This is a genomic window from uncultured Planktomarina sp., from assembly GCA_943788425.1.
GTDB lineage: Bacteria > Pseudomonadota > Alphaproteobacteria > Rhodobacterales > Rhodobacteraceae > Planktomarina.
In genome coordinates, this window is the sequence record CALSQF010000004.1 from 91,620 (window position 1) to 115,033 (window position 23,414).

Below are 23,414 nucleotides of genomic sequence, written 5' to 3' on the forward strand. Positions count from 1 at the left end.
GGGGCTTTGATGGCCAAACTGTTCTCGCGTAGGGTAATTTTTGCTCTTTGGTTGACCTTTGTCGGCCTTTGGGCGGAACGCATTATGCGCGCAGCCTGGCCGCTGCTCTCAACACTGGTTTTGGGGATTGGGGTGCTGCTTTTGGCCGCGCCAGATCTCTGGCCGCTTGTATTGCTTAAGCTGGCGGGGGGGATTTGGCTTCTCAGCGGGCTTTACGGGCTATGGTATTTTTTCCGGCGACTTGCAGCGCCGACCCTCGGCGCGGCGCGTGCGCGTCTGGATCAGAACCTACCGGACCGCCCCTTGGCCGCGCTGCGCGATATTCAGGCTCTCGGTCAAGGCGATCCAGCCTCGGCGGCGTTGTGGCAGGCGCATTTGGCGCAAATGCGCGCTACTGCCGCCAAGGCATCGGCTGTTGGGCCGCAGTTGGATTTGGCACCGCGAGATCCTTTCGCCCTTCGATATATCGCGCTTTTGGTGTTTGTCATTGGCGGGCTTTTCGGCTCTGTGCAGGCGATGCGCACAGGGCTGGGGGACGCCTCAGTGCTGATTGCGGCAGGCCCGCAATGGGAGGTCTGGTTGCAACCGCCTGCCAATACCCGCCGCCCGGTGATATATCTCAATGATGTGATGGGCGTTGAGTTAAGCGTGCCGCAAGATACGGTAGTTTTGGTGCGCCTTTACGGAGATGCGGGCTTGCACGCGATTGAGGAAACGCTGTCCGGCCGACCCGCTGACACGTTTGATGCGGCAGACCCCAGTCAGAAATTTCTCGTGACCCGGTCGGGTCGATTGGCCATTTCTGGGCCTGATGGCGCCGAGTGGCGGGTGTCCATGTTGCCTGATGCGCCGCCAGAAGTGGAGGTCATAGGCGAGGTTGAACGTTATGCGGAGGGCAGTTTTTCCCTGAGCTTCACCGCGCGGGACGATGTCGCGGTCACAGCGGGCCGGGCGTGGGTGTATCTGAATATAGACGAGGTAGATCGCCGCTATGGGCTGGCGGCTGAACCTGCGCCGCAGCCCGATATTGAATTGACCCTGCCATTGACCATTTCGGGTGATCGCGCGGAGTTCACTGAGGTCTTAACCGAGGATCTGTCCAAACATGTCTGGGCGCATTTGCCGGTCTCGCTCCGTCTCGAAGTGGAAGACATGCGCGGGCAATTGGGACAATCGGCGGCGTTGGAATTGGCTTTGCCAGCCCGCAATTTCTTTGACCCCCTTGCCAAGGCTTTGGTTGAGCAGCGCCGCGATTTGCTGTGGTCTCCCGATAACCGCAGACGCGTGTCGCAACTGTTGCGCGCGATATCACAGGCACCTGAAACGCTGTTCCGCGACGCGCAGGATGCTGAAATCCTGTCCAAAATTATCTGGGATCTGGAGGCGGGTACGGATCTTGAGCCCGCAGCCGAGCTGCTTTGGATATTGGCGCTTGAGGTCGAGGACGGCGATTTGGAGCAGGCAGCACAAAAGCTCGCTCGCGCGCAAGATAAACTGGCCGAAGCGATTAAAAACGGTGCCACGCCAGAAGAAATTGCCCGGCTGATGGATGAATTGCATCAGGCACAGCGGGAATATTTCAAAGAATTCGCTGAACGCAACCCGCCCTCAGAGCAACCCGAGCGCCTGCCGGATGATGAGGCCGTGTCAGAGGATCAATTGCAAGAGATGATGGACCGTTTGCAGCAGCTAATGGAAGAGGGCCGCATGGCCGAGGCGCAAGAGCTGTTGGAAGAGATTAACCGTTTGATGCAGAATCTTCAAATGACACCCGGGCAATCGGGTGGAGAAGGGCAGGAGGGCCAAGAGGGCGGCGGGCAACAGATGGAAGATCTCGCCGATAGTCTGCGCCAGCAGCAGGAGCTCTCGGACCAAACCTTCCGTAATTTGCAAGGCCAAACCCCCGGCGATCAGCTCGGCGGCGGTGGAGCCGAGGCAGGCAATGACGCTGGCAAAGAGGGGCGATCCTCCCAAGACAGTTTAGCCGAGCAGCAAAAAAAATTGGAACGTGAAGTTGAACGGCAAAGGGGCAATTTGCCCGGCGCGGGCACCGAAGCGGGGCAAGCGGCCCGCCGGGCGCTGGATGAGGCCGCTGAGGCGATGGATCAGGCCGCGGAAGATCTGCGTGAGGGATATATGCCCGGGGCATTGGACAATCAATCGGACGCCATCGACGCGCTGCGTGAAGGCATGCGCCGTTTGGGCGAAACGCTGGATGAGCAGGCCGCGCCCGGACAGGGGGCCACCCCCAATGACCGCCGCGCCGAGGGGCAATCGCAAAGCCCATCCACGCGTGATCCTCTGGGTCGGGATGTTGGGGGCAATGGCCAATTGGGTGCTGGCGAGCAGATGGTGCCGCAAGAAGAATTGCGTCTGCGCTCACAAGAATTGATGGAAGAAATTCGTCGCCGGGCCGGGTCGCTCGAACGTCCCAAAGAGGAGCGCAATTATCTCCAACGGCTGCTGGATCGCTTTTAATTGGCGGCTGCCCAAAAGGCGGTGCCGCTCTTAAAGGCTGAAACTCATGCGATAGTCCAAAATGGCCTGCAAGCCATGCTGAAGCCACTGGCGCATATCATCGACCCAAAACACATAGGCGTTAATCCGATCTGTTTGGCTGGGAAAATTTTCGGTGATTTGCGGCGCAAAGATATAAATCGCGGTCAACACGGCCAGAATCAAAAACGCCGCGACTGTGCCGCGTTGCCGGCTGTCGAGCGGTGCAACTTCCTCTGGTGCTTTGCTTGGCATCACAGGTTTTGTCAGGGCTGGTGCATCGTCAGTTGCGCTGACGAGTGAGGAAATTTTGACCGTATCAATCGGCGGCAAATTCTTGGAGGTCGGCGCGGCGGTTGGTTGTGGGCGCGGCTCTAAGGACGGCGTGGCTGGGGGTGGCGGTCTGTCCAGCCCTCGTGCCACAGGGGCTTGCTCAGGCTCTGTTTCGTGGGCCACGCGCTTTTCAGCCTTGCGTGCCTCCATCTCACGCTGCACCTCTTGTTGTAGGATGCTGCTGACCTTGGGATCAATCGTGGTACGCTCGAATGGCGGCGTGTTGGCTGGAACAAACCAAGTCTCTTGGCAACCAGAGCATTGCACGTCCCGTCCCTCTGCGGGAATTACATCGTCGGGGATTTCATATTCCGCATCGCATTTTGGGCAGAGTAAACGCACCGAGGCCTCGATTCTATTTCGTGTCCAGGATGTAGACGATATCGATACGATAACGCTACAGCTGACGTGCTTAAAATACCACCGCTTATGCGTCACCTGCAGATTCCTGCCGATGTCATGAGACGGGTTTTCACATGGCGGTAAATACGCCCAATGACGCTGGTTTTGCAACGCGTTTGCTCCTATACCAAGTACAAGAAACCGATAAGGAGCCGTTATGGCCTATGCAGCGCAATGGATTCGCTCTTTGCTGTTCAACATTCAGATGTATGTGGCAATGGTCATCGTGGCCATCGTCTTTCTGATTCCCATGATCTTCAGCCAAAAAGGCGCCTCGCTTGCGGCCAATGCCTATTGCTGGTGGGTGGTATGGTCAGCCCGTTGGATGATCGGACTCAAAGTCCAGGTGCGCGGCACTGTTCCAAAAGGTGAAGTTTTGATTGCCGCCAAACACCAATCCTTTTTCGATATCATTGTGATTTTCAATTGCCTGGATCGGTCGAAATTCATTATGAAGCGACAACTGCTGTTTACGCCCATTGTTGGCCAATACGCCTATCGTTTGGGATGCATTCCGGTGAATCGTGGCAAGGGAGCGGCTGCCATCCGCAAAATGCTTGCCGATGTTGCCTCCGGTCGCGTGGCGCCAGGGCAATTGGTGATCTACCCGCAAGGCACGCGCGTCGCGCCAGGCGACAAGAAAGTCTATAAGATGGGCTCGGGTGTTTTGTATCGCGAATTGCAGCAAGATTGCGTGCCGGTGGCTTTAAATACCGGGATTTTCTGGCCAAAACGCAGTATTTACCGCAAGCCGGGCATCGCCACCGTCGAGTTTATGGAGCCGATCCCTAAGGGCAGACCTGTGGCGGATTTCATGGAATTGATGGAAGCCGCTGTGGAAGGGCGCTCACGCGAATTGATGGCCGAAGTGGGGTTTTACGAGTAAGGCTACGCCACGGGCTGGCGATGAACCTGTGGCTGAACTCCAAGACATAGAAGGTTCAAATTGGACATGGCGTAGCATCGCTGCGCCCGCCTCAGATGCAGTTCATGGTGTGAAAATCAACGTCGCGGATGATGTGTGAAAGGCGGGGCAAGCTGGCTCTGCGTGACGGGTTTTGCGGAAGTTCGTTGATGTGAGTTTTGCCTTGAAATCGCGTTTCTTGGCTTCTACGGTCTCACGTAATACATCACACGGAGCGTAAAATGCACCTTGGATACAGCATTATATATGTTGCAAGTGTTCCTGAAACCCTGGCCTTCTATGACAAGGTGTTTGGATTGCAAACGGGTTTCCTCCATGAAAGTGAACTTTATGGAGAGCTTAAGACCGGTGCCACAACCCTGGCTTTTGCGGCCGATGAAATGGCAAAGTTAAATGGCTTGTCTATGCGCCCCAATCGCGCTGATGAGAGACCAGCGGGCTATTAGATTGCCTTGGTCACGAATGACCCGGAAAGCGCTTTTGACAAGGCAGTGAGTGCCGGCGCTGTGGCTGTAACCGCACCGCAAACAAAGCCTGGGGCAAATTGTAGGTTACCTGCGCGATAATAATGGCTGTCCTGTCGAAATTTGTTCGCCGGTCGGGGGATGACAGATGCTGCCTTCGAAATTTCAAAGCAATTGGGGACGCCATGAGTGATCGGATTTCAAATTTGGCGCAGCTTGAGGCGCTTTATGAACAGCCTTCGCGCAACAGCTTGGTCAAAGTCGCGCGACATATCACGCCGGAATATGGCGCTTGGATTGGGGCCGCGCGGTTTTGTGTATTGAGCACAGTGGGCCCTGACGACACCGATGCCAGCCCGCGCGGGGATGAGGATCTAGTCGTGCATATCCAAGATCCGCAGACCCTCCTTATGCCCGATTGGCGGGGCAATAACCGTTTGGATTCCCTGCGTAATCTCGTCGAAGATGGCCGGGTGTCTTTCATGTTCATAGTGCCCGGAAATTCGAATGTGGTACGCGTCAATGGCGCTGCGCATTTTTCGGTATCGGCGGCGCATCTTGCAAGGTTTGAGCGCAATGGCCAGCAACCACGCAGCCTGGTCGTGATATCCGTATCGGAGGTTTACAGCCAATGCGCCCGGGCGATCTTACGGTCGGGGCTTTGGCAGGGGCAGGCTGCGCCTGATTTGCTGAGCGTGGGCGATATCTTGCAGTCTCAAACTGCCGCAGAGGCCGAGCAATCGGTACGGATCGACAGTGCGACCTATGAAAAAGACTGGCAGGCCTGAGTGACAAAATCCATGTGGTGAGCTGGGGTCGGCCCTTAGTTTGCCAAACCCTTGGTGCCCATATCGAGGAATTTTTGCCGCCGATCTTTCATCAAACTGTCTGGTTTTTTCTTGCCAAGCTCGTCGAGCAATTTGGCCAAAGTCTGTCCAACCGCTTGCATGGTGGATTTCGGGTCGCGATGCGCGCCGCCCTTTGGCTCTGCAATGATTTGATCGCAAATGCCTAATGTCGTGAGGTCCTGCGCCGTGAGACGCAGCGCCTCAGCCGCTTCGCGCATTTTTTCCGCGTCTTTCCAAAGGATTGAAGCGCAGCCCTCTGGGCTGATGACCGAGTAAATCGAATGTTCAAGCATCACCAAACGGTTGGCCGTAGCAAAGGCGACCGCCCCACCTGATCCGCCTTCGCCAATAATCACAGAGATCAGAGGCACTGTCAGCTGCAAGCATTTTTCTGTTGATCGGGCAATAGCTTCGGATTGACCGCGCTCTTCTGCGCCCTTGCCGGGAAAGGCGCCGGGGGTATCGACCAGGGAGATGACGGGCAGGCCAAACCGGTTGGCCAGATCCATCAAGCGGATGGCTTTGCGATAGCCTTCTGGCCGCGCCATGCCAAAATTGCGGGCGATGCGCGATTTGGTATCATGCCCTTTTTCATGACCAATGACCACAACAGGTTGGTCACCCAAACGGGCCAACCCGCCCATGATGGAATGATCATCGGCAAAATTACGATCCCCGGCCAGCGGGGTGTATTCTTGGAACAGCTCTTGAATATAATCTTTACAATGGGGCCGATCAGGATGGCGTGCCACCTGGCATTTACGCCAAGGGGTGAGCTTGGCATAAAGCTCATCGAGCAAGGCACGCGCTTTTTTGTCCAGTGCTTTGGCCTCAGCTTCAATGTCCATATCCTCATTATCACGGCCCATCGCGCGCAGCTCTTCTGCCTTGCCTTCGATTTCTGCTAAGGGGCGTTCAAATTCAAGATAGTTGGTCATGTCTGGCCTCAAAATGACGATTTAAAACCTATATGAACCCGGTGGCACCAAAGTGCAACAAAACTGCGTCAGATCGGCAAGTTTTGCCCGACCGCGTCCCTTTAGGCGCTGTTGATCATTTTATATTGTCGAACAATCACTTCAGCTTGTTTAATGGAAGCGATATCGACCAAACGGCCTTTATAGACCGTGGCGCCTTCGCCGTTTTCTTTGGCCTTTTGCATGGCAGCGAGAATGTCGCGGGCCTCGGCAACAGCGTCTTCAGAGGGGGTGAAAACCTCATTGGCCAGTGCGATTTGCTTGGGATGGATCGCCCATTTGCCAACCATGCCAAGGGTGGCGGAACGGCGGGCCTGGGCGTGGAAACCCGCATCATCGCTGAAATCGCCAAAGGGTCCATCAACCGGCAACACCCCATGGGTGCGACAGGCCGCGACGATAGCCGCCTGGGCCCAGTGCCAAGGATCTGACCAATGTTTGCTCTCGCCATGCTGCATATAGTAATTCTCTTGCGTGCCACCGATGCCAGTGGTCTGCATGCCCATAGAGGCCGCAAAATCAGCCGCGCCCAAGGACATGGCCACAAGCCGCGGTGAGCTGGCGGCAATCTCTTCGACATGGGCCAGACCTGCGGCGCTTTCGATAATGACTTCAAAGGTGATGGGCTTGCGGCGTCCCTTGGCTGTTTCAACGGCAGTGGCCAAGGCATCGACGGCGTAGACATCAGCGGCACAGCCAACCTTTGGGATCATGATTTGATCAAGCCGGTCTGAGGCGCGCTCCAGAAGATCCACAACGTCGCGGTACCAATAGGGGGTGTCGAGACCGTTAATTCGTACCGAGAGGGTCTTGCTGCCCCAATCAACGTCATGGGTCGCTTGAATGATGTTTTCGCGTGCGCTGTCTTTGTCGCTGGGCGCCACGCTGTCTTCGAGATCAAGATTGATCACATCTGCTGCACTGGCTGCCATTTTTACAAACAGCGCGACGCGCGAACCGGGGCCGAACAATTGGCAGCGGTTGGGGCGCGCGACAGGGGTGGGTTGCAAACGAAATGACATGTTGGACCTCGAGTAAGGAAATTTCAAGATTGGTTGTCTTTGCAATATAATCTTGCGCAAGCAGTCGCAAGCGCAATTCTGTCACCCGGACCACGGGGATGATTCTGCGACGAATGCTGGCTGGATCGTGAGGAAGAACCAGTAATAATTATAATCCGCATTAAAATTCTAATAATATACCAATTTATCGAATATAAATCCATCAAAAAGTAATATCCTGCCCAACAATGGGTGAAATTTCGCGATATGTGACGTAGATTGCGCGTAACAGCACTAGGAGATTGCCATGATCAAGACCCCCTATCTATTGTTTCTCGGCGATGCGCCAGATCAGCTCGCCGCCAAAGTTGCCATCGGCATTAAAGATTGGCGCCCTGAGAATGCTGTGGCGCAGTTCCGCATGTCGGGATGCGGCGCGGATCTTGGGATTGCTGATATGTCGTTGCAAGAGGCAAAGGACGCGGGGGCCAAGACTTTGGTCATTGGCGTGGCCAATCGTGGCGGGGTGATTTCTGAGGCATGGAAAACCGTTCTGAAAGAGGCTCTGGCGATGGGCTATGATCTTGCGTCGGGTCTGCATAATTTGCTGCGCGATGAAGCCGATTTGGTGGCAACAGCCGCGAAATATGGCGGTCAGCTGCATGATGTGCGCGTGCCCTCTGTGCAATATCCCATCGCCAATGGCAAAAAGCGAAGCGGCAAGCGGTGCTTGACCGTGGGGACGGATTGCTCTGTGGGCAAGATGTATACGGCGATGGCAATGGATGCGGAGATGCGTCAGCGGGGGTTGAAATCCACTTTCCGCGCAACGGGACAGACGGGGATTTTGATCACCGGTGGCGGTGTGCCTTTGGATGCGGTGATTGCCGATTTTATGGCGGGCTCCGTGGAGTATTTAACACCAGATAATGACGCCGATCATTGGGATCACATCGAAGGGCAGGGCAGCCTGTTTCACGTGTCCTACTCAGGCGTGACCATGGCACTCATTCATGGCGGTCAGCCTGACGCGCTGATTTTGGGCCATGAGCCCACGCGCAGCCATATGCGCGGCTTGCCGGATTATCAGCAGCCCAGCTTGGAAGAGCTGCGCGATATGGCTTTGGCCCTGGCGCGGGTGGCCAATCCCGCGTGCCAAGTTTTGGGGATATCGGTCAATACCCAGCATATGTCTGAGGCCGAAGCCAAAAGTTACTTGGCGGAAGTGGAAGAGCGTATGGGGCTTCCAACTGTGGATCCCATTCGCATCGGGTCCGGCCGCCTGGTCGATGCGTTGATGGCGCTTTGATCCAAAGGAGCGGCGCCTGTCGGCGCCGCACAACTCTATGCCTGTCGCGCGGCGTCGCCGCTTGACAGGCCCGGGCTGCCGCGACAGCCTACGTGGCAAAGGACATAAGGATGGGTATGCGGATCACGGTTCAGCCAGAGACGTTTCAATTGGCGCAGGTTTTTACAATTTCGCGGGGCTCGCGCAGTCAGGCAGAGGTCTTGACCGTTCGGATTGAGAAGGATGGGGTCATTGGCTGGGGCGAATGTGTGCCCTATGCGCGCTATGGGGAGAGCCTGGCTTCGGTGACTGCGCAGATCGACGCGCTGGGCAATATTTCGCATGAGGAGCTGGGCGAGGCCCTGCCTGCGGGTGCGGCGCGCAACGCGGTGGATTGTGCTTTTTGGGATTTAGAGGCCAAGACCAGCGGTGTTTCGGTGGCACAGCGCGTTGGCTTGCAAGATCTTCAGCCGCAAATTACCGCCTATACCCTGTCTTTGGACAGTCCGGAGGCAATGGAGCGTCAAGCCAGGCTCAATGCGCATCGGCCTTTGCTGAAAATCAAGCTGGGAACGCCTGATGATATGCCTCGGCTTGAAGCGGTGCGGCGCGGCGCGCCCAAGGCACGGATCATTGTGGACGCCAATGAAGGATGGAGCGCTGAGGTGTACTCAGATCTCGCGCCACATTTGCTGCGCCTTGGGGTCGAATTGATCGAACAGCCTTTGCCAGCATCAGAAGATGACGCGCTTTTGGGCCTTGAGCGCCCATTGCCGATTTGTGCCGATGAGAGCTGTCATGATCGGAGCTCTTTGCCGCATATGCGCGGGAAGTATGATTATGCCAATATCAAATTGGATAAGACAGGCGGCTTGACCGAAGCCCTTGCCCTTCGCGATGCGGCGTTGGAGGCGGGTTTTGGTTTGATGGTGGGGTGTATGGTCGGCAGTTCGCTGGCGATGGCTCCAGCAGTGCTTTTGGCGCAGGCCGCGCAGTTCACCGATCTTGACGGGCCGCTGCTTTTGGCCGAAGACCGAGATCACGCTTTGAAATTTGACGCAGACGGTGTGCATCCGCCCGTCGCAGCCTTGTGGGGATAGACCAATGACACGCACCGTATATGTAAACGGCAAGTATTTGCCGGAAAATGAAGCGACGGTTTCAATTTTCGATCGAGGCTTTCTTTTCGCCGATGGCGTCTATGAGGTGACGTCGGTTTTGGATGGGAAGCTTATTGATTTTGATGGCCATGCGCGGCGTTTGGCGCGTTCACTGGGCGAGCTGGGCATGCGCAATCCGATTGCGACCGAAGATTTGCTTGAGGTGCACCGGGAGTTGGTCCGAGCGAACAGCATCGTTGAGGGCCTGATCTATTTGCAGATCACCCGCGGCGCGGCTGCTGATCGCGATTTTGCCTATCCCTGTGAAGACACGCCGCCGACCATCGTGTTGTTCACACAAAATAAACCAGGTCTTGCGGACAGTCCGATGGCGAAGACAGGCATTAAGGTGATCTCTATTGAGGATCAGCGCTGGGCCCGCCGGGACATCAAGACCGTGCAATTACTATATCCTTCCATGGGCAAGATGATGGCCAAGGCCGCCGGCTGTGATGATGCTTGGATGGTTGAGGATGGTGCTGTCACAGAAGGCACCTCGAATAACGCCTATATCGTTAAAGGTGGCAAGATCATCACTCGGCATTTGTCGAATGACATTTTGCATGGCATCACCCGTGCCGCCGTGTTGCGCTTTGCCCGTGAAGCGCAAATGGAAGTGGAAGAGCGCGCCTTCACAGTGGCAGAAGCGCAGGATGCAGATGAGGCCTTTTTTACATCGGCTTCGGCCTTTGTGATGCCTGTGGTTGAGCTGGATGGCGCGGCGATTGGGACCGGTGCACCGGGGCCTGTGGCCACACGGTTGCGGGAAATCTATCTTGATGAGTCGCGCCAAGTGGCAATTTAATCGAATATCCTAGATGCCCGATGGTGGTGCGCCCGCTTTCTCTTGCTCGAATCTATGAAATACAGTTTGTTAGCCGTGCAAGGGTATTGTTGTGGCTTTCAGAACGAAAATTGGATTAATCGCGTTTTGCGTGGGATTGAGCGCTTTGGGATGGTTGGCCTACTCCAGTTGGCTGAACCGCATTGAGGCGCGCATTGCTCAACGGGTCACGCTAGACGGGCTTGAGCTGGACCACCCGTTGCAAATTTCGGTGAATGGTCGCGTGGTTACAGTTTCAGGATGGGTCAATTCTGAAGCAGAACGTGCCCGGGTGTTGCGCCATTTGCACCCCCATGGGCCGGATATCACTGTGGCAGATCGCATGTCGCTGTTGGCGGAGGCCCGCCCCTATGTGACACAAATCATCCGCGATGCGCAGGGGCTGCGAGTATCAGGCTATGCCCCCAGCCAAGCGGCGCTTGCAGCGGTCGCGGCGCAGGTTGGGGCAGGCGCCGCCGATTTGCAATTGGCCTCTGGCATATCACAAGCGCGGTGGCGGGAGGCCATGGAAAGCGCCATCAAAAGCCTTTCGCATTTGCAATATGCCAGATTACGGCTTGAAGACAGCCAGCTGCATTTGACCGCAACGGCGCGATTGCCCGATGATGCGCAAGCGGCGCGTGCGGCTTTGCTGGCGGGATATGACAGCCAAGTGGAGATTGAGGTTCTTGACGACGGACAGCCCTTTGCGCTGTCGGTGCAGCTCTCAAAGGGGCAGCTCACGGCCATGGGAAAATTTCCGACGGGCGTATTGCCGCAAATTGTACCGGAAGACATGGGCAGGCCAGCGCGGGCGTTGCACGTTGAACAGGCGAGAATTGACGACGCTGACGGTCAGTTTACCCAAGCTCTGCGGGCCGCTTTGAGGGCCATGGCACAGGTGCAATCAGGCCAGCTTGAGGTGTCAAAGGAAAGAATTGAGATCACGGGCCTGGTCAACCGTGCGGGGCTATTGCGCGCTGAACGCGCTTTGCGGAAAAGACCTGCGAAAACTGAGCTGGTGCGCCGCCTGGAGATTTACGATGACGGCCAGCCGTTCTACCTCTTGGTGGAATTTGATGGCGCCGAAGTTCAGTTTCGCGGTAAGATCCCCTATGGGGTGAAGCTCTCTGCTTCAGCCACCCGCTTTGAGGCACAGCGCTCCGAAAATTTGGTGCAGGCGGAGATCACGGACGGCGCGCGTGATTGGACAGGCGCCTTGGTTGCGGGTCTGGCTGGTCTGCGTGAGATGCAACATGGCCGTTTGATGGTGGCGCCGGGATCGCTTCACCTGTCGGGCACCGTAACCACGCCTGAAATACAGGCAAAAATCGAGGCGCATTTGGCGCAAAAGCCAGCGGAATTTTTGCTCACGCGCCGGTTTGATCTGGTGGATGATGGCACGCCGCCGGATTTCACACTTGCCTATGAGGCCCAAAGCGGGGCACGCCTGTCCGGGAAATTGCCCAAGGGTTTGGATGCCGCGAAGATTACTCAGATTTTGCAGCTGCCCTATATTGAGGATACGGCTCAGGTGGGTTTGATCGGCCGGGCGGATTTTACGCGGCAGGTCTTAAGGGTTTTGGCGGATTGGCTGCGGCACTTTGAGCAGTTTGAGTTCCAGTATTCTGCAGGGCAGCTGGCCCTAAAGGGTGTGGCTGCGCCGGGTGTGGCAGCTAAGGACTTGGCTGCAGCTTTGTCGTCGCGTTTTGTAATTGCCACTGAAATCTCGGAGGCTGGGCTCAGCGCGGATATCGGCGCAGAGCGCATTCATGCCCGAAGCGGGCTCTTAGAGCGCCGAGTGCCTGGGGCCTGGGTGCCGGTCTATAGTTTTGAGCCGACAGCCGCGCGGTGCAGCGCTGCCACATCGACTATTTTGGAGCAGGAATACCTCAGGTTCGGGGAGGGTCTTGCGCGCTTTGATGTCAGCGCGGCGCCCGCATTGGCGCATTTGGCCGGATTGATTGGTCATTGTTTGCGAAACTCTGCGCTGCGTGTCGACGCGGTCGATCATAGTTTTTCGATGCAAAACGAGGCGGAGAATGACCAACTCAGCCGTTCACGGGCCGCGGCTTTGGTCGCGGCATTAACCGCGCTCGGCCTGACCAAAGAGCGCATTCATCCCAAGGGATTCGGAGATCGCAGGCCGCATGATACGCAACAGCTGTCCTTTGCGCAGGCTGCGGACCGCATTGAATTCATTTGGGACGAGCAGCCATGAAACGATCACAGGGGACGCGCGCGCATGTTTGAAGGTTGGATGTTTCTTGTGACCGAAATTTGGGTCCTGCTTGTGTTGGCGGGTCTGTTGGGGTTGTTTTGTGGCTGGATCATCTGGGGATTTGGCAAAAAGGGCAGGGCGTTTGATCCAGAGGATGCTGCCGTCGCAGGTAAAACCCTCCCGCCTTTGGAGCCCGAAGCGGAGCCGGGCCCGCCTGCCTTACCGCCGGGCTTTAATTTAGACAATACACCCGATGATCTGCGGCGGATTAGAGGTATTGGTCCAAAAATCGAGGCGCAATGTCATCGGCTCGGCATTTATTCCTACGCGCAAATTGCCGCTTGGACTGCTGAAGATATTGCCCATATTGATGCACAGCTGCGTGGATTTGAAGGCCGGGCCAGCCGAGACGATTGGGTGTCTGAGGCAAAAGCTTTGATGGTTGAGAAACGCCAGTCCCAGTCCTAGTCGTGGCTCTTGGCAAATTTTGCCTGGGCTTCTGGGCTGGCTTCGGTTTGGTGCGCGTCTTTCCAGCGCTCAAACGGCATACCGTAGAAAGTTTCGCGCGCCTCTGCTTTACTCATTTCAACACTAGCCTCTTGTGCCGCTTCCTGATACCAACGTGACAGGCAATTGCGGCAAAATCCTGTAAGATTCATCATATCAATGTTCTGCACATCCGGGCGGTCTTGGATGAGATGTTGCTGCAGGCGGCGGAAGGCGGCGGCTTCAAGTTCTAGTTTTAATTGCGCGTCCATAGGGGTCATCCTTGTGATGGGGGGTGCGATTGTACCTCTGCCAGGGCCGATTGTAGTAGGGGCGCCAAAAGCGCGGCCCAAACTTCTTGGTCCTTGGAAGTTTCTATTAAATCATTTCTGACTTCAATCAAGATATTGAGCCGTCCCTGACGCAGGGCGTGGCGATCGATGCTGTCGCCGGGCAAATGCCCATCATAGGGTTCATTGATGCCAACGGTCAGATCTCCACGCGCTTGCAATCGTGCGATAACCGGATCGGCCAGGCGGCGGTCGGCGGCAAAGAGGATGCCGATGTCCCAAGGCCGTTTTGGCCGGCCGAGAAGCTGCGGAGTGAAGGAGTGAATGGCAACAATGGCAGGGTCGGATGCAGCGAGCTTGGCATAGGCCGCATGATAGGGGCGGTGATAGGCCTCGAGCCGGCGCGTAATTTCAACCGCATCGGCGTTGCCATTTGCAGGAATTAGGCTGCCGTCATAGAGCTTCATGAGCAATGTAGGATCATCTTCTCCACGGTTGGGATCAATCACCAAGCGGGAGAAATTGCTGCATAAGATGGGCGCTTTTAGGTGCCTTCCCAGCGCAAGGCTAAGCCCTTTGGCCCCGACGTCGTAAGCAATATGGCGGTTCATATCTTCGGCCGGCAATCCCAGGCTGCCGTTGTTTATCTCCGGTGGCACGCGATTGGTCGCGTGATCACATGTAATAAGCCATGGCCCTTTATGTTCGGGTCCTGTAATGGAAAATGGGTACTCGTCGCTCATGTCCCCTCTTAGCTGAGTTGCACAGGGATGTGAATTGGGGCATTAGGAGCTCAACATGATAGCGGTAACATAAAAGAGTTCTTTGCATGAAACGTGATAGAAACGTAAAAATCGTCGCCACACTGGGTCCGGCGTCAAACGATTATGACATGATCCGGGCTTTACACGAGGCGGGTGCAGATGTGTTTCGTCTGAATATGTCCCATGGGGATCATTCGGAAATTGCCGCACGCCATGCGATCATTCGGCAGGTTGAGAAAGATCTGAACAGTCCAATCGCGATCTTGGCTGATCTGCAAGGACCAAAGCTGCGGGTTGGAACCTTTGAAAAGGGCGAAGAAGACTTGCTCACCGGCGCAGCTTTTCGTTTAGACTTGCAAGATCTTCCGGGTGATATCAATCGCGTGACCCTCCCGCATCCTGAGATTTTTCAGGCGTTGGAGCCGGGTGCACGGCTCTTGGTCAATGATGGCAAGATTCGCCTGAAGGTGCAAAGCTGTGGCCCTGATTTTGCGGAATGTGTGGTCGAAGCTGGCGGCATGATTTCAAACCGCAAGGGCGTGAACGTGCCGGATGTGGTTTTGCCGCTCAAAGCCCTTTCTGCCAAGGATAGGGCAGATCTGGAGTTTGCCTGCAATTTGGGCGTCGATTGGTTGGCGCTGTCCTTTGTGCAGCGCCCTGAAGATGTCTATGAGGCGCGTGCTTTGGCCAATGGTCGGGCTGCTGTTTTGTCAAAGATTGAAAAACCTGCGGCTGTGACGGCCTTTGATGAGATTTTGCGCGTTAGCGACGGGATCATGGTAGCGCGCGGCGATCTGGGGGTCGAGCTTCCGGTGCAGGCGGTTCCGCCTATTCAAAAACAATTGGTGCGCAAATGCCGGGCGGCTGCAAAGCCCGTGATTGTAGCCACGCAGATGCTGGAAAGTATGATCGAAAGCCCCATGCCGACCCGCGCTGAGGTCAGCGATGTTGCCAATTCGATCTATGAAGGCACAGACGCGATCATGCTTTCGGCGGAATCGGCTGCCGGTCTATTTCCCATTGAAGCGGTCACCACGATGAACAATGTGGCCACCGAGGTCGAGCGTGACCCAACCTATACGGCGATTTTAGAGGCCAGCCGGAGTGTGCAGGGCAAATCTGTGGCCGATAGCATTGTGGCGGCTGCGCGGGAAATTGCTGAAACTACGGATGTTAAAGCGATTGCATGCTTTACCTCGTCAGGCACAACTGCCAGTTTGACCGCGCGGGAACGTCCACGGGTGCCGATCATCGCTTTAACGGCAAATATCAGTACAGCGCGGCGTTTGAGCCTGACCTGGGGCACGAATTGCGTGATCACTGGGCCGGTAGATCGCTTTAAGACGGCGGTTGTGGCGGCCGTACGGGCCGCAGTCAGCCAAGGTTTTGCCGAAGAGAGCGATCAAATTACCGTGACAGCTGGGGTTCCGTTTAACCAAGCTGGCACAACGAATATTCTGCGCGTTGCGCCTTGTGAGGAGCGGTTGATCTTCCGATCTGAACCGGACAGCTAATGGATTCAAATTTGGCTTTAATGATCGCCGGTGGCATTATTTTATCCATATTTGGTGTCATTAGTGCGCTCAATGCGTCGATTGAGGACCGCTCGGCACGTTTGGGGCAAGGTCTATTTATCCTGGGGATTGGGATGGTGGCTTGGTCATGGATCATGGCGCCCGATGGGCTGACAATTTCTGATATTCCGCAGGCCTTTTTGATCGCTTTGGTGGCTTTGGTGAAATAGCATTTACCGCTTGCTCTTGCAGGCATTCGCGCCTAAAAGCCAAGCTCTAACGCGAGACCGGCCAAAAGTGGCATGCCGAGTCGCGCGCTCACGTTCTAAAATAGGAGATCGAAATGCCCAAAATGAAGACCAAGTCGAGCGCAAAAAAGCGCTTCAAGGTGTCAGCGACCGGTAAGGTCATGGCGGCACAAGCTGGCAAACGACACGGTATGATCAAACGTACTCGTAAATTCATTCGTGACGCCCGCGGCACGACCACTCTGTCTGCTCCTGACGCGAAGATCGTCAAGAGCTACATGCCCTACGACCGTTAAGGAGGTTCACAGAGATGTCACGTGTTAAAGGTGGGACAGTAACCCACGCCCGTCACAAGAAAATCATTAAAGCTGCCAAAGGCTATTCCGGTCGCCGGAAGAATCTTTTCAAAACAGCGACCCAGGCAGTCGATAAGGCCAACCAATACGCCACGCGCGACCGGAAGGCCCGCAAGCGTAATTTTCGTAGCCTGTGGATCCAGCGTATTAATGCAGCATGCCGGAGCCATGATGAGACTTTGTCTTACAGCCGTTTCATCAACGGTCTGTCCTTGGCAGGTATCGAAGTGGATCGCAAAGTTTTGGCTGATCTGGCCGTACACGAACCTGACGCTTTTGGCGCAATCGTGACCAAAGCGCAGGCTGCGCTGGCTTAAACCAGCCTTCAGAAGAATTTGGATGCAGCCTCGGAGTGACTCCGGGGCTGTTTTCGTTTTACCCCGTCGTCATCAGACGTTGTCTCATTTGCTTAAAATTTTTGACAATTTAATTTAGGCTGTTTGACCTCTTTTACATTTCAGAGACTTATTTTGTCGCCGGTCAGACGGTGACTGAAATATTATTTAAGCGTTGGATTTTTGATGGTTCGTTTTGTATCCACCAATATTTTCGCCCTCATTGCCTCTACGGCGATTGTTCCTCTCGGCGCAGCGGCTCAAGGCCTTGAACCTGTCGTCAGGGTACAAACCGCGCCGGGGTTTAAGGCGCGACAGGCGCCGGTGACTGTGTCTCTTGCCCCTGGCGTTACCAATGTGATGGGTATTGTCAGACGAATGAGAACTCGCATCAGATTGCTGGCGCAGCCTGATATATACGCGGGAAAGTTAAATTTTGGGGCAAGTTTTGGCTCGTGGGATAGGTCAGATTTGGAGGCAATCAATTTAAGTTTTTCGCGTCAATTTTAGCTTCTGCCTTTGTGCTCAACTGCAGCGCAGATCCGCAGCCCACTGGATTCGGCTTTGTGGAATGGACCATAACATCTGATTTTCTGCCAGAAGGACAGCGTTTGACCGCAGAGCAGATGCGCGATCTGCACGAGCGCCTAGATTTGCACATCGCGGCACGCTCTATGGTCTACATCAGCGATATTCTTGGGAACGCCGCTTGGGAAGGCGAATTGACGATCAAGGGCTTGGACGCCGTGGGCGCCGAGTTGATTCTGACCTACAAGCGGGGCTCGCGAGCGGGGGCCGCGGTGCTCAACCAACGTTTGATCCTGTTAAACGTGCCAACGGATGTAGCGCTGAAAAGTTTCAAAATCATCTATGATCAACCGGCCACTGCCAAAAAATCCGTTCGAAGAGAATGACTCAAAAGTCGCGTTGAGCGATCATAATAACAATGCATTCAACGCTTAACATACTGCCTCCTACCGCCGAACCTGTCCTCAGGAGGTAGGGGCGCCCTCGGGTGATGATCTTGGCGCCCGCCTTTTCGGTATTTTTGCGCTTGGCGGGTCGCCCGAATTCCATCATACGATTACGATGATTTCACGTTTGCTCAAAATTCTGTGGCAACATGTCCGCTACATCCCGCTGCTGTCAGCCTTAACCATCTCGCGTGGTCGCGCTTTTGACCGCAGAGCTCAGGCGTTTGGCGGATTGGTTGGCCTCCTGGTCCGTTTCTTTCCCTTGGCACGTCGGCGCGTTGAATCTGAATTGCGGCGCATCTATCCGAATATGCCGCGCCGTGAGCGGCTGGATCTATGTCGCAACATGGGCCGCAATATGGGGCGCACGCTGTATGAAATTTTGCATTGCAGTGAATTCCAAAACCTGCACCACCGCAACACGGTGTCCGGCCCCGGGCTTGCCGCCTTGCAAAAGGCTCATGCTGAGGGAAAGGGTGCGATCATCGTCTCGGGCCATTTCGGCCAATGGGAGGCCGTGCGTTCAACACTCAAATCACTGGGTTTGGAAACGGGCGCCGTTTATAAACCGCAAACCAATCGCCACTATGAGCGACGCCTTTATTCGGGCATTGCAGCTGGCGGCAAACCTATTTTGGCCACCGGGAAAATCGGCACCCGCGCGCTGGTGCGCCATCTGCAATCTGGCGGTTTCATAGCAATTTTGCTGGATGAAAAATACCCCGACGGGGTGCGGTTGCCATTTTTGGGGCAGCCGGCGCTCACGGCTTTGGTAGCGGCGCAATTGGCTATAAAATATGATCTGCCGCTGGTGCCCGCTTTCGGCACCCGCACGGAAGACGGCACGAAATTCGCTGTGGACTTTGATGCCCCTATTCCCGCCACTGATAGCATCACGATGACCAAGGCCTTCAATGACAACCTATCAGCACGCATTTTGGCCAACCCGGATCAATGGTATTGGTTGCTTGGCCGGTGGAAGGACGCTTAGCTACGCTGGCAAAGGCTCGAACCTCCAGTGAGGCGAGCAGTTTTACGCAAGCGCCCTTGCTCGCGCCGCATAATCTCGCTAGCACGGGGCGCAGAATAATTTGGAGACTCTAATGGATGATCTGCGCGAAAAATATCTAACTCTCATTTCAGCGGCGGCGGATGAAGCTGCTCTGGAAGAGCTGCGCGTTAAAGCTGTTGGGAAGAAGGGCGAGATCAGCCTGCATATGCGATCATTGGGCAAAATGTTGCCCGAGGAACGGCAGATCGCTGGTCCGGCACTCAATGCGTTGAAAGATGAGGTGAATTTGGCCCTCAATGCGCGCAAATCCGCCATGGCAGATGCGGCTTTGGAGGAGCGTTTAAAGTCCGAATGGTTGGATGTCACATTGCCGGGGCGGCAGAGGCTGGCTGGCACCATCCACCCCATTTCCCAAGTTTGGGAGGAAGTCACCGCGATTTTTGCAGATATGGGATTTTCAGTGGCTGAAGGGCCGCAGATCGAAACCGATTGGTATAATTTTGACGCGCTCAACATGCCCGGTCACCATCCCGCGCGCGCCGAGATGGATACATTCTATACCCATCGCGCTGGGGGCGATGATCGCCCGCCGCATGTTCTGCGCACACATACCAGCCCGGTGCAAATCCGCTCCATGGAAAAAACAGGTGCGCCAATGCGGGTTATCTGCCCCGGTCGGGTGTATCGGGCCGACTATGATCAGACCCATACGCCGATGTTTCACCAGGTGGAAGGTTTGGCGCTGGACACCAATATTTCCATGGCCAATTTGAAGTGGTGCCTAGAAGAATTCGTGAAAGCCTTCTTCGAAGTGGATGATGTCGAGCTGCGGTTCCGCGCCTCGCACTTCCCCTTTACGGAACCTTCTGCGGAGGTGGATATTCGCTGCTCTTGGACAGATGGGCAGCTGAAAGTGGGCGAGGGGGATGATTGGCTCGAGATTTTGGGCTCTGGCATGGTCCATCCCAAAGTATTGGCCGCGGGTGGAATTGATGCCGCAAAATACCAGGGCTTTGCGTTCGGCATGGGGATTGATCGGATTGCTATGCTGAAATACGGCATTCCAGATTTGCGGGCCTTTTTTGATAGCGACTTACGCTGGCTGCGCCATTATGGATTTGCGGCGCTGGATAAGCCGGGGTTGGTCAGCGGGCTGAGCCGATGATACCACTACAAGGGGTGTCATGGGTGTGACCACATGACCCGGATTTTGATTGTCGATTGCAATGGGCCGGGAATGCCGGCTTTGGGGCCTGGATTTGCTGCGGTCTTGCAGGCACTTTCGCGGCAGATTACTTGCAGCTTTTGCGCGCCCTATGTGGGGCAGGCTCTGCCTGACGGCGCGTTTGATGGGGTGGTGTTCACCGGGTCAGCTGTGAGTTGGTGCGTAGACGCACCTGAGGGATGGGTTTTGCGAGACTTCTGGCGGCAAGTGACCCACTGGAAGGTGCCGATTTGGGGGTCTTGCAACGGCATGCAGCTGGCAGCTTTTATGCTGGGTGGCCAATGCGCCGCCTCGCTTCATGGCGATGAATTCGGGCTGGCGGAAGCCGTCACTCTGACCGATGTTGGGCGTGGGCACGCTATGATGCAGGGTCGAGCAAGCCAGTTTCGCGTGCCCACGGTGCACCGCGATGAGGTGCAGCGCCTACCGTCTGGGGCCTGTATTTTGGCGCGTAACGCCCATTCCCCGGTGCAGGCCTTTGCTTACGAAACCTCAGATATCAGCTTTTGGGGCACGCAGTATCATCCTGAATTTTCACAAGCAGACGTCGCGGCTTGGCTTGCGAACAGTGGAAAATCAATGCCGGAGACCGAACAACGGGACGGGCAGGGCGATCTATCTGTTGCAACTCGGACGTTGGAATTGCAAAACTGGCTGGCACATGTCACATCGCGCCACAGAACCACAGGGGCAAAGTAATGAAATTCACACTGTCTTGGTTGAAAGACCATTTAGAGACCCAAGCGAGCTTAGATGAGATCACCTATGTTTTGACCGACCTTGGTCTGGAAGTGGAGGGGGTTGATAACCCAGCGGCTAAGCTGGCGGCTTTCACGATTGGCAAAATCATTCAGGTGGAAAAACACCCGGATGCGGATAAGCTGCGTGTCTGCCAGGTGGAGACCGCGAGCGGTGTGACGCAAATCATCTGCGGTGCCCCGAATGCGCGTGAAGGCATTACGGTCGTGGTGGCGCCGCCGGGGGTCTATGTTCCGGGTATTGATACCACGATTGGTGTTGGCAAAATTCGTGGTATTGAGAGCTATGGCATGATGTGCTCCGAACGTGAGATGGAGCTGAGCGACGAGCATGATGGGATCATTGAGCTGGAGTCTGGTGAGGTGGGACAAAGCTATGCCGAGTGGCTCGCGCAGAATGATCTGGAGCGCGTGGATCCGGTCATTGAGATCGCGATTACACCAAACCGTCCTGATGCCCTGGGCGTGCGGGGCATTGCCCGCGACTTGGCCGCGCGTGGATTGGGCAAATTGAAAGATCGCGATGTGGCGCCCGTGCCGACCTCGTTCACCAGTGATTTCGCAGTTTTGATTGATGAGGACACATTAGATGGGTGTCCGATATTCTGTGGCCGCGTCATTCGTGGGGTCAAAAACGATCCGAGTCCAGATTGGTTGCAACAGGCATTGCGGGCGATCGGTCTGAGGCCTATCAGTTTTTTGGTGGATGTCACCAATTTCTTCACCATGGATCGCAACCGGCCGTTGCATGTGTTTGATGCCGACAAACTCTCTGGAAATTTAAGGGTGCACCGTGCCCAAGGCGGCGAAGAAATCGCGGCGCTGGACGAGAAAACCTATCAGTTTTCTGGAGGTCAAATGGTAATCAGCGATGACACGGGCGCGCAAAGTATCGCTGGCATTATGGGCGGTGCTGACACAGGATGCACCGACGATACGGTCAATGTGTTCGTCGAATCGGCCTATTGGAACCCAGTGCAGATTGCCTATGCTGGCCGTGCGTTGCAGATTAATTCTGATGCTCGCTACAGGTTTGAGCGCGGAGTGGATCCAGCCTTCACTCTTGAAGGGTTGGAACATGCGGTGCGGATGATCGTGGATCACGCCGGTGGCGAGGCCTCCCAGATTATTCAAGCGGGCGCTGTGCCCAATACCGAACGGGCTTTCAAGTTGGATGTGGAGCGGGTTAAGTCGCTCGTGGGTATGGACATTCCAGAGCGGATGCAGCGCTCAACATTAACCGATCTTGGATTCCGTCTTGAGGGTGATATGGCGCATGTGCCAAGCTGGCGGCCCGACGTGATGGGCGAGGCGGATTTGGTGGAAGAAGTGGCGCGCATGGCCTCCTTGACCAAACTTGTGGGCAAGCCCTTGGCGCGAGTGGATTTGGGCGTGCCGAAGCCAATGTTGTCTCTGTCACAGACCCGCGAGCAAACCGCTCGGCGCATGATTGCCGCGTTAGGGTATAATGAATGCGTGACCTATAGCTTTATTGACCGTAAATCGGCGGACATGTTCGGCGGGGGTGCGGATGCAACGATGCTTTCAAATCCGATCAGCTCTGAGATGAGCCATATGCGCCCGTCACTTTTGCCCGGTCTGCTACAGGCAGCGGCGCGCAACCAAGCGCGCGGTATTTCGGATATGGCTTTGTTCGAAGTGGGCCCCGTGTGGCATGGTGGCGAGCCGGAGGATCAAGAGACATTGGCTTGTGGCATTTTAGTTGGCCACACCGGCCCGAAAGATGTGCATGGCACGCGCCGCGCGGTCGATATCTATGACGCAAAGGCGGATGTTGAAGCGGTGCTACAGGCTCTTGGCGCCCCCGCGAAGGTGCAGTTTCAGCGCGGACTTTCCGAATGGTGGCATCCGGGCCGATCCGCCCGCATGGCATTGGGCAAGACCTCTCTGGCCGGCTTTGGTGAAATTCATCCGAAGGTTCTTGCGGCTTTGGATTTAAAGGGTCCGGTCGTGGCCTTTGCGGTGCATACAAAAAATGTTCCAGTGCCAAAATCCAAATCGGCGACACGCCCGGCATTGAACATCTCTGATTTGCAAGTGGTGGAGCGAGATTTTGCCTTTGTGGTGGATCAATCGGTGGAGGCGATCACCTTGGTGAATGCTGCCAAAGGGGCAGATAAGGTCCTGATTGACGAGGTGCGCGTCTTTGACGAGTTTTCCGGTGGCTCTTTGGCGCCTGGGTTGAAGTCTCTAGCGGTGACAGTTCGTTTGCAGCCTAAGGGCGCGACATTGAAAGATGCGGATATTGAGGCGGTTGCCGAAAAAATTGTCGCGAAAGTGACTAAAGCCACCGGCGGCAGCCTGCGCGGGTGACACTTGCCAAAGCCTGGCCTTTAGCGTCAGGTTTGGGATTTTTGCATATTTGTGATGTTCCTAGTCCTCGAGCCCAAGGTGTTGCGCCTTGGGCCTTATTGAACTGTTGTGATCACGGATATTTGGGCCTAGGGTTGTCGAAACATCCCGCATTTGGCGACAGTTTAGGACATTTGGCGA

At 55.6% G+C, this 23,414-nt stretch carries 24 protein-coding genes; 19 read left to right on the plus strand and 5 right to left on the minus strand.

Annotated features, from left to right (window positions below):
• The first annotated feature begins 9 nt into the window (after window positions 1–9).
• Window positions 10–2,478 carry a DUF4175 family protein gene (locus tag ABLW18_RS03610; protein WP_347823503.1) on the plus strand — a complete coding sequence of 823 codons (2,469 nt, stop codon included), beginning with the start codon at window positions 10–12 and terminating at the stop codon, window positions 2,476–2,478.
• Window positions 2,479–2,508: 30 nt separating this feature from the next.
• Here the strand turns inward: ABLW18_RS03610 and ABLW18_RS03615 are convergent, their stop codons facing one another.
• Window positions 2,509–3,171 (minus strand): zinc-ribbon domain-containing protein, encoded by a 663-nt coding sequence (locus ABLW18_RS03615; RefSeq protein ID WP_347823504.1) that lies wholly within the window; start codon window positions 3,169–3,171, stop codon window positions 2,509–2,511.
• Window positions 3,172–3,388: 217 nt separating this feature from the next.
• On the opposite strand from ABLW18_RS03615, the gene ABLW18_RS03620 reads away from it, so the two are divergent.
• From ABLW18_RS03620 to ABLW18_RS03630, 3 genes are all read left to right on the plus strand, one after another.
• A complete protein-coding gene (locus ABLW18_RS03620; RefSeq protein WP_347823505.1) occupies window positions 3,389–4,117 on the plus strand; it encodes a lysophospholipid acyltransferase family protein in 729 nt (242 codons plus the stop codon).
• Window positions 4,118–4,377: 260 nt separating this feature from the next.
• Window positions 4,378–4,602 carry a hypothetical protein gene (locus tag ABLW18_RS03625; RefSeq protein ID WP_347823506.1) on the plus strand — a complete coding sequence of 75 codons (225 nt, stop codon included), beginning with the start codon at window positions 4,378–4,380 and terminating at the stop codon, window positions 4,600–4,602.
• A gap of 203 nt (window positions 4,603–4,805) precedes the next feature.
• Complete coding sequence (locus tag ABLW18_RS03630; protein ID WP_347823507.1) at window positions 4,806–5,408, plus strand: MSMEG_1061 family FMN-dependent PPOX-type flavoprotein; 603 nt, start codon at window positions 4,806–4,808, stop codon at window positions 5,406–5,408.
• Between the two features lie 35 nt (window positions 5,409–5,443).
• Here the strand turns inward: ABLW18_RS03630 and ABLW18_RS03635 are convergent, their stop codons facing one another.
• Together ABLW18_RS03635 and ABLW18_RS03640 are read right to left on the minus strand one after the other, a co-directional pair.
• Complete coding sequence (locus ABLW18_RS03635) at window positions 5,444–6,406, minus strand: acetyl-CoA carboxylase carboxyltransferase subunit alpha (RefSeq protein ID WP_347823508.1); 963 nt, start codon at window positions 6,404–6,406, stop codon at window positions 5,444–5,446.
• 101 nt (window positions 6,407–6,507) lie between these two features.
• Window positions 6,508–7,467: an L-malyl-CoA/beta-methylmalyl-CoA lyase gene (locus ABLW18_RS03640; protein ID WP_347823509.1), complete on the minus strand. Its 960-nt coding sequence runs from the start codon at window positions 7,465–7,467 to the stop codon at window positions 6,508–6,510.
• 286 nt (window positions 7,468–7,753) lie between these two features.
• Here ABLW18_RS03640 and dgcN point away from each other — a divergent pair, with 286 nt between their 5' ends.
• From dgcN to ABLW18_RS03665, 5 genes are all read left to right on the plus strand, one after another.
• The gene (dgcN, locus tag ABLW18_RS03645) at window positions 7,754–8,755 is read left to right on the plus strand and encodes an N-acetyltransferase DgcN (protein ID WP_347823510.1); all 1,002 of its coding nucleotides are present in this window, start codon (window positions 7,754–7,756) and stop codon (window positions 8,753–8,755) included.
• Window positions 8,756–8,871: 116 nt separating this feature from the next.
• Window positions 8,872–9,834 carry an N-acetyl-D-Glu racemase DgcA gene (dgcA, locus tag ABLW18_RS03650; protein ID WP_347823815.1) on the plus strand — a complete coding sequence of 321 codons (963 nt, stop codon included), beginning with the start codon at window positions 8,872–8,874 and terminating at the stop codon, window positions 9,832–9,834.
• A gap of 4 nt (window positions 9,835–9,838) precedes the next feature.
• Window positions 9,839–10,699 (plus strand): D-amino-acid transaminase, encoded by an 861-nt coding sequence (locus ABLW18_RS03655; protein ID WP_347823511.1) that lies wholly within the window; start codon window positions 9,839–9,841, stop codon window positions 10,697–10,699.
• Between the two features lie 91 nt (window positions 10,700–10,790).
• On the plus strand, window positions 10,791–12,938 hold the full coding sequence (locus tag ABLW18_RS03660; protein ID WP_347823512.1) for a BON domain-containing protein: 2,148 nt from the start codon (window positions 10,791–10,793) through the stop codon (window positions 12,936–12,938).
• Between the two features lie 24 nt (window positions 12,939–12,962).
• Window positions 12,963–13,406, plus strand: coding sequence for a hypothetical protein (locus ABLW18_RS03665; RefSeq protein ID WP_347823513.1), 444 nt, complete (start codon window positions 12,963–12,965; stop codon window positions 13,404–13,406).
• Here the strand turns inward: ABLW18_RS03665 and ABLW18_RS03670 are convergent.
• Both ABLW18_RS03670 and ABLW18_RS03675 read right to left on the minus strand, forming a co-directional pair.
• Complete coding sequence (locus ABLW18_RS03670; RefSeq protein WP_347823514.1) at window positions 13,403–13,696, minus strand: DUF1244 domain-containing protein; 294 nt, start codon at window positions 13,694–13,696, stop codon at window positions 13,403–13,405. The genes ABLW18_RS03665 and ABLW18_RS03670 overlap by 4 nt on opposite strands.
• A 5-nt stretch (window positions 13,697–13,701) precedes the next feature.
• The gene (locus ABLW18_RS03675) at window positions 13,702–14,457 is read right to left on the minus strand and encodes an N-formylglutamate amidohydrolase (RefSeq protein WP_347823515.1); all 756 of its coding nucleotides are present in this window, start codon (window positions 14,455–14,457) and stop codon (window positions 13,702–13,704) included.
• Window positions 14,458–14,543: 86 nt separating this feature from the next.
• Between ABLW18_RS03675 and pyk the strand changes: the two genes are divergently transcribed.
• From pyk to pheT, 10 genes are all read left to right on the plus strand, one after another.
• Entirely contained in the window at window positions 14,544–15,992 is a 1,449-nt protein-coding gene (gene pyk, locus ABLW18_RS03680) for a pyruvate kinase (protein ID WP_347823516.1), read from the plus strand.
• A gap of 11 nt (window positions 15,993–16,003) precedes the next feature.
• Window positions 16,004–16,222: a hypothetical protein gene (locus tag ABLW18_RS03685; protein ID WP_347823517.1), complete on the plus strand. Its 219-nt coding sequence runs from the start codon at window positions 16,004–16,006 to the stop codon at window positions 16,220–16,222.
• Between the two features lie 113 nt (window positions 16,223–16,335).
• Window positions 16,336–16,536: a 50S ribosomal protein L35 gene (rpmI, locus tag ABLW18_RS03690; RefSeq protein WP_044049050.1), complete on the plus strand. Its 201-nt coding sequence runs from the start codon at window positions 16,336–16,338 to the stop codon at window positions 16,534–16,536.
• A 14-nt stretch (window positions 16,537–16,550) separates the two neighbouring features.
• The gene (rplT, locus tag ABLW18_RS03695) at window positions 16,551–16,913 is read left to right on the plus strand and encodes a 50S ribosomal protein L20 (RefSeq protein ID WP_044049052.1); all 363 of its coding nucleotides are present in this window, start codon (window positions 16,551–16,553) and stop codon (window positions 16,911–16,913) included.
• Window positions 16,914–17,117: 204 nt separating this feature from the next.
• Window positions 17,118–17,441, plus strand: a complete 324-nt coding sequence (locus ABLW18_RS03700; RefSeq protein WP_347823518.1) for a hypothetical protein — start codon at window positions 17,118–17,120, stop codon at window positions 17,439–17,441.
• An 11-nt stretch (window positions 17,442–17,452) separates the two neighbouring features.
• Entirely contained in the window at window positions 17,453–17,845 is a 393-nt protein-coding gene (locus tag ABLW18_RS03705; RefSeq protein ID WP_347823519.1) for a hypothetical protein, read from the plus strand.
• Window positions 17,846–18,020: 175 nt separating this feature from the next.
• The gene (locus ABLW18_RS03710; protein ID WP_347823520.1) at window positions 18,021–18,896 is read left to right on the plus strand and encodes a lysophospholipid acyltransferase family protein; all 876 of its coding nucleotides are present in this window, start codon (window positions 18,021–18,023) and stop codon (window positions 18,894–18,896) included.
• Between the two features lie 112 nt (window positions 18,897–19,008).
• Window positions 19,009–20,082, plus strand: coding sequence for a phenylalanine--tRNA ligase subunit alpha (pheS, locus tag ABLW18_RS03715; RefSeq protein WP_347823521.1), 1,074 nt, complete (start codon window positions 19,009–19,011; stop codon window positions 20,080–20,082).
• Window positions 20,083–20,115: 33 nt separating this feature from the next.
• Window positions 20,116–20,841 (plus strand): type 1 glutamine amidotransferase, encoded by a 726-nt coding sequence (locus ABLW18_RS03720; protein ID WP_347823522.1) that lies wholly within the window; start codon window positions 20,116–20,118, stop codon window positions 20,839–20,841.
• A complete protein-coding gene (pheT, locus tag ABLW18_RS03725) occupies window positions 20,841–23,234 on the plus strand; it encodes a phenylalanine--tRNA ligase subunit beta (RefSeq protein ID WP_347823523.1) in 2,394 nt (797 codons plus the stop codon). Before ABLW18_RS03720 ends, pheT begins: the two co-directional genes overlap by 1 nt.
• The last annotated feature ends 180 nt before the right edge of the window (window positions 23,235–23,414 follow it).

Bases quoted from the DNA above. Each gene is read 5' to 3' on its own strand.
- ABLW18_RS03720 (WP_347823522.1), top strand. From the start codon at position 20,116: ATGACCCGGATTTTGATTGTCGATTGCAATGGGCCGGGAATGCCGGCT.
- pheT (WP_347823523.1), top strand. From the start codon at position 20,841: ATGAAATTCACACTGTCTTGGTTGAAAGACCATTTAGAGACCCAAGCG.
- ABLW18_RS03655 (WP_347823511.1), top strand. From the start codon at position 9,839: ATGACACGCACCGTATATGTAAACGGCAAGTATTTGCCGGAAAATGAA.
- ABLW18_RS03670 (WP_347823514.1), bottom strand. From the start codon at position 13,696: ATGGACGCGCAATTAAAACTAGAACTTGAAGCCGCCGCCTTCCGCCGC.
- rplT (WP_044049052.1), top strand. From the start codon at position 16,551: ATGTCACGTGTTAAAGGTGGGACAGTAACCCACGCCCGTCACAAGAAA.
- pyk (WP_347823516.1), top strand. From the start codon at position 14,544: ATGAAACGTGATAGAAACGTAAAAATCGTCGCCACACTGGGTCCGGCG.
- dgcN (WP_347823510.1), top strand. From the start codon at position 7,754: ATGATCAAGACCCCCTATCTATTGTTTCTCGGCGATGCGCCAGATCAG.
- pheS (WP_347823521.1), top strand. From the start codon at position 19,009: ATGGATGATCTGCGCGAAAAATATCTAACTCTCATTTCAGCGGCGGCG.
- ABLW18_RS03625 (WP_347823506.1), top strand. From the start codon at position 4,378: ATGCACCTTGGATACAGCATTATATATGTTGCAAGTGTTCCTGAAACC.
- ABLW18_RS03675 (WP_347823515.1), bottom strand. From the start codon at position 14,457: ATGAGCGACGAGTACCCATTTTCCATTACAGGACCCGAACATAAAGGG.
- ABLW18_RS03700 (WP_347823518.1), top strand. From the start codon at position 17,118: ATGGTTCGTTTTGTATCCACCAATATTTTCGCCCTCATTGCCTCTACG.
- ABLW18_RS03620 (WP_347823505.1), top strand. From the start codon at position 3,389: ATGGCCTATGCAGCGCAATGGATTCGCTCTTTGCTGTTCAACATTCAG.
- ABLW18_RS03640 (WP_347823509.1), bottom strand. From the start codon at position 7,467: ATGTCATTTCGTTTGCAACCCACCCCTGTCGCGCGCCCCAACCGCTGC.
- ABLW18_RS03610 (WP_347823503.1), top strand. From the start codon at position 10: ATGGCCAAACTGTTCTCGCGTAGGGTAATTTTTGCTCTTTGGTTGACC.
- dgcA (WP_347823815.1), top strand. From the start codon at position 8,872: ATGCGGATCACGGTTCAGCCAGAGACGTTTCAATTGGCGCAGGTTTTT.
- ABLW18_RS03665 (WP_347823513.1), top strand. From the start codon at position 12,963: ATGTTTGAAGGTTGGATGTTTCTTGTGACCGAAATTTGGGTCCTGCTT.
- ABLW18_RS03635 (WP_347823508.1), bottom strand. From the start codon at position 6,406: ATGACCAACTATCTTGAATTTGAACGCCCCTTAGCAGAAATCGAAGGC.
- ABLW18_RS03710 (WP_347823520.1), top strand. From the start codon at position 18,021: ATGATTTCACGTTTGCTCAAAATTCTGTGGCAACATGTCCGCTACATC.
- ABLW18_RS03630 (WP_347823507.1), top strand. From the start codon at position 4,806: ATGAGTGATCGGATTTCAAATTTGGCGCAGCTTGAGGCGCTTTATGAA.
- rpmI (WP_044049050.1), top strand. From the start codon at position 16,336: ATGCCCAAAATGAAGACCAAGTCGAGCGCAAAAAAGCGCTTCAAGGTG.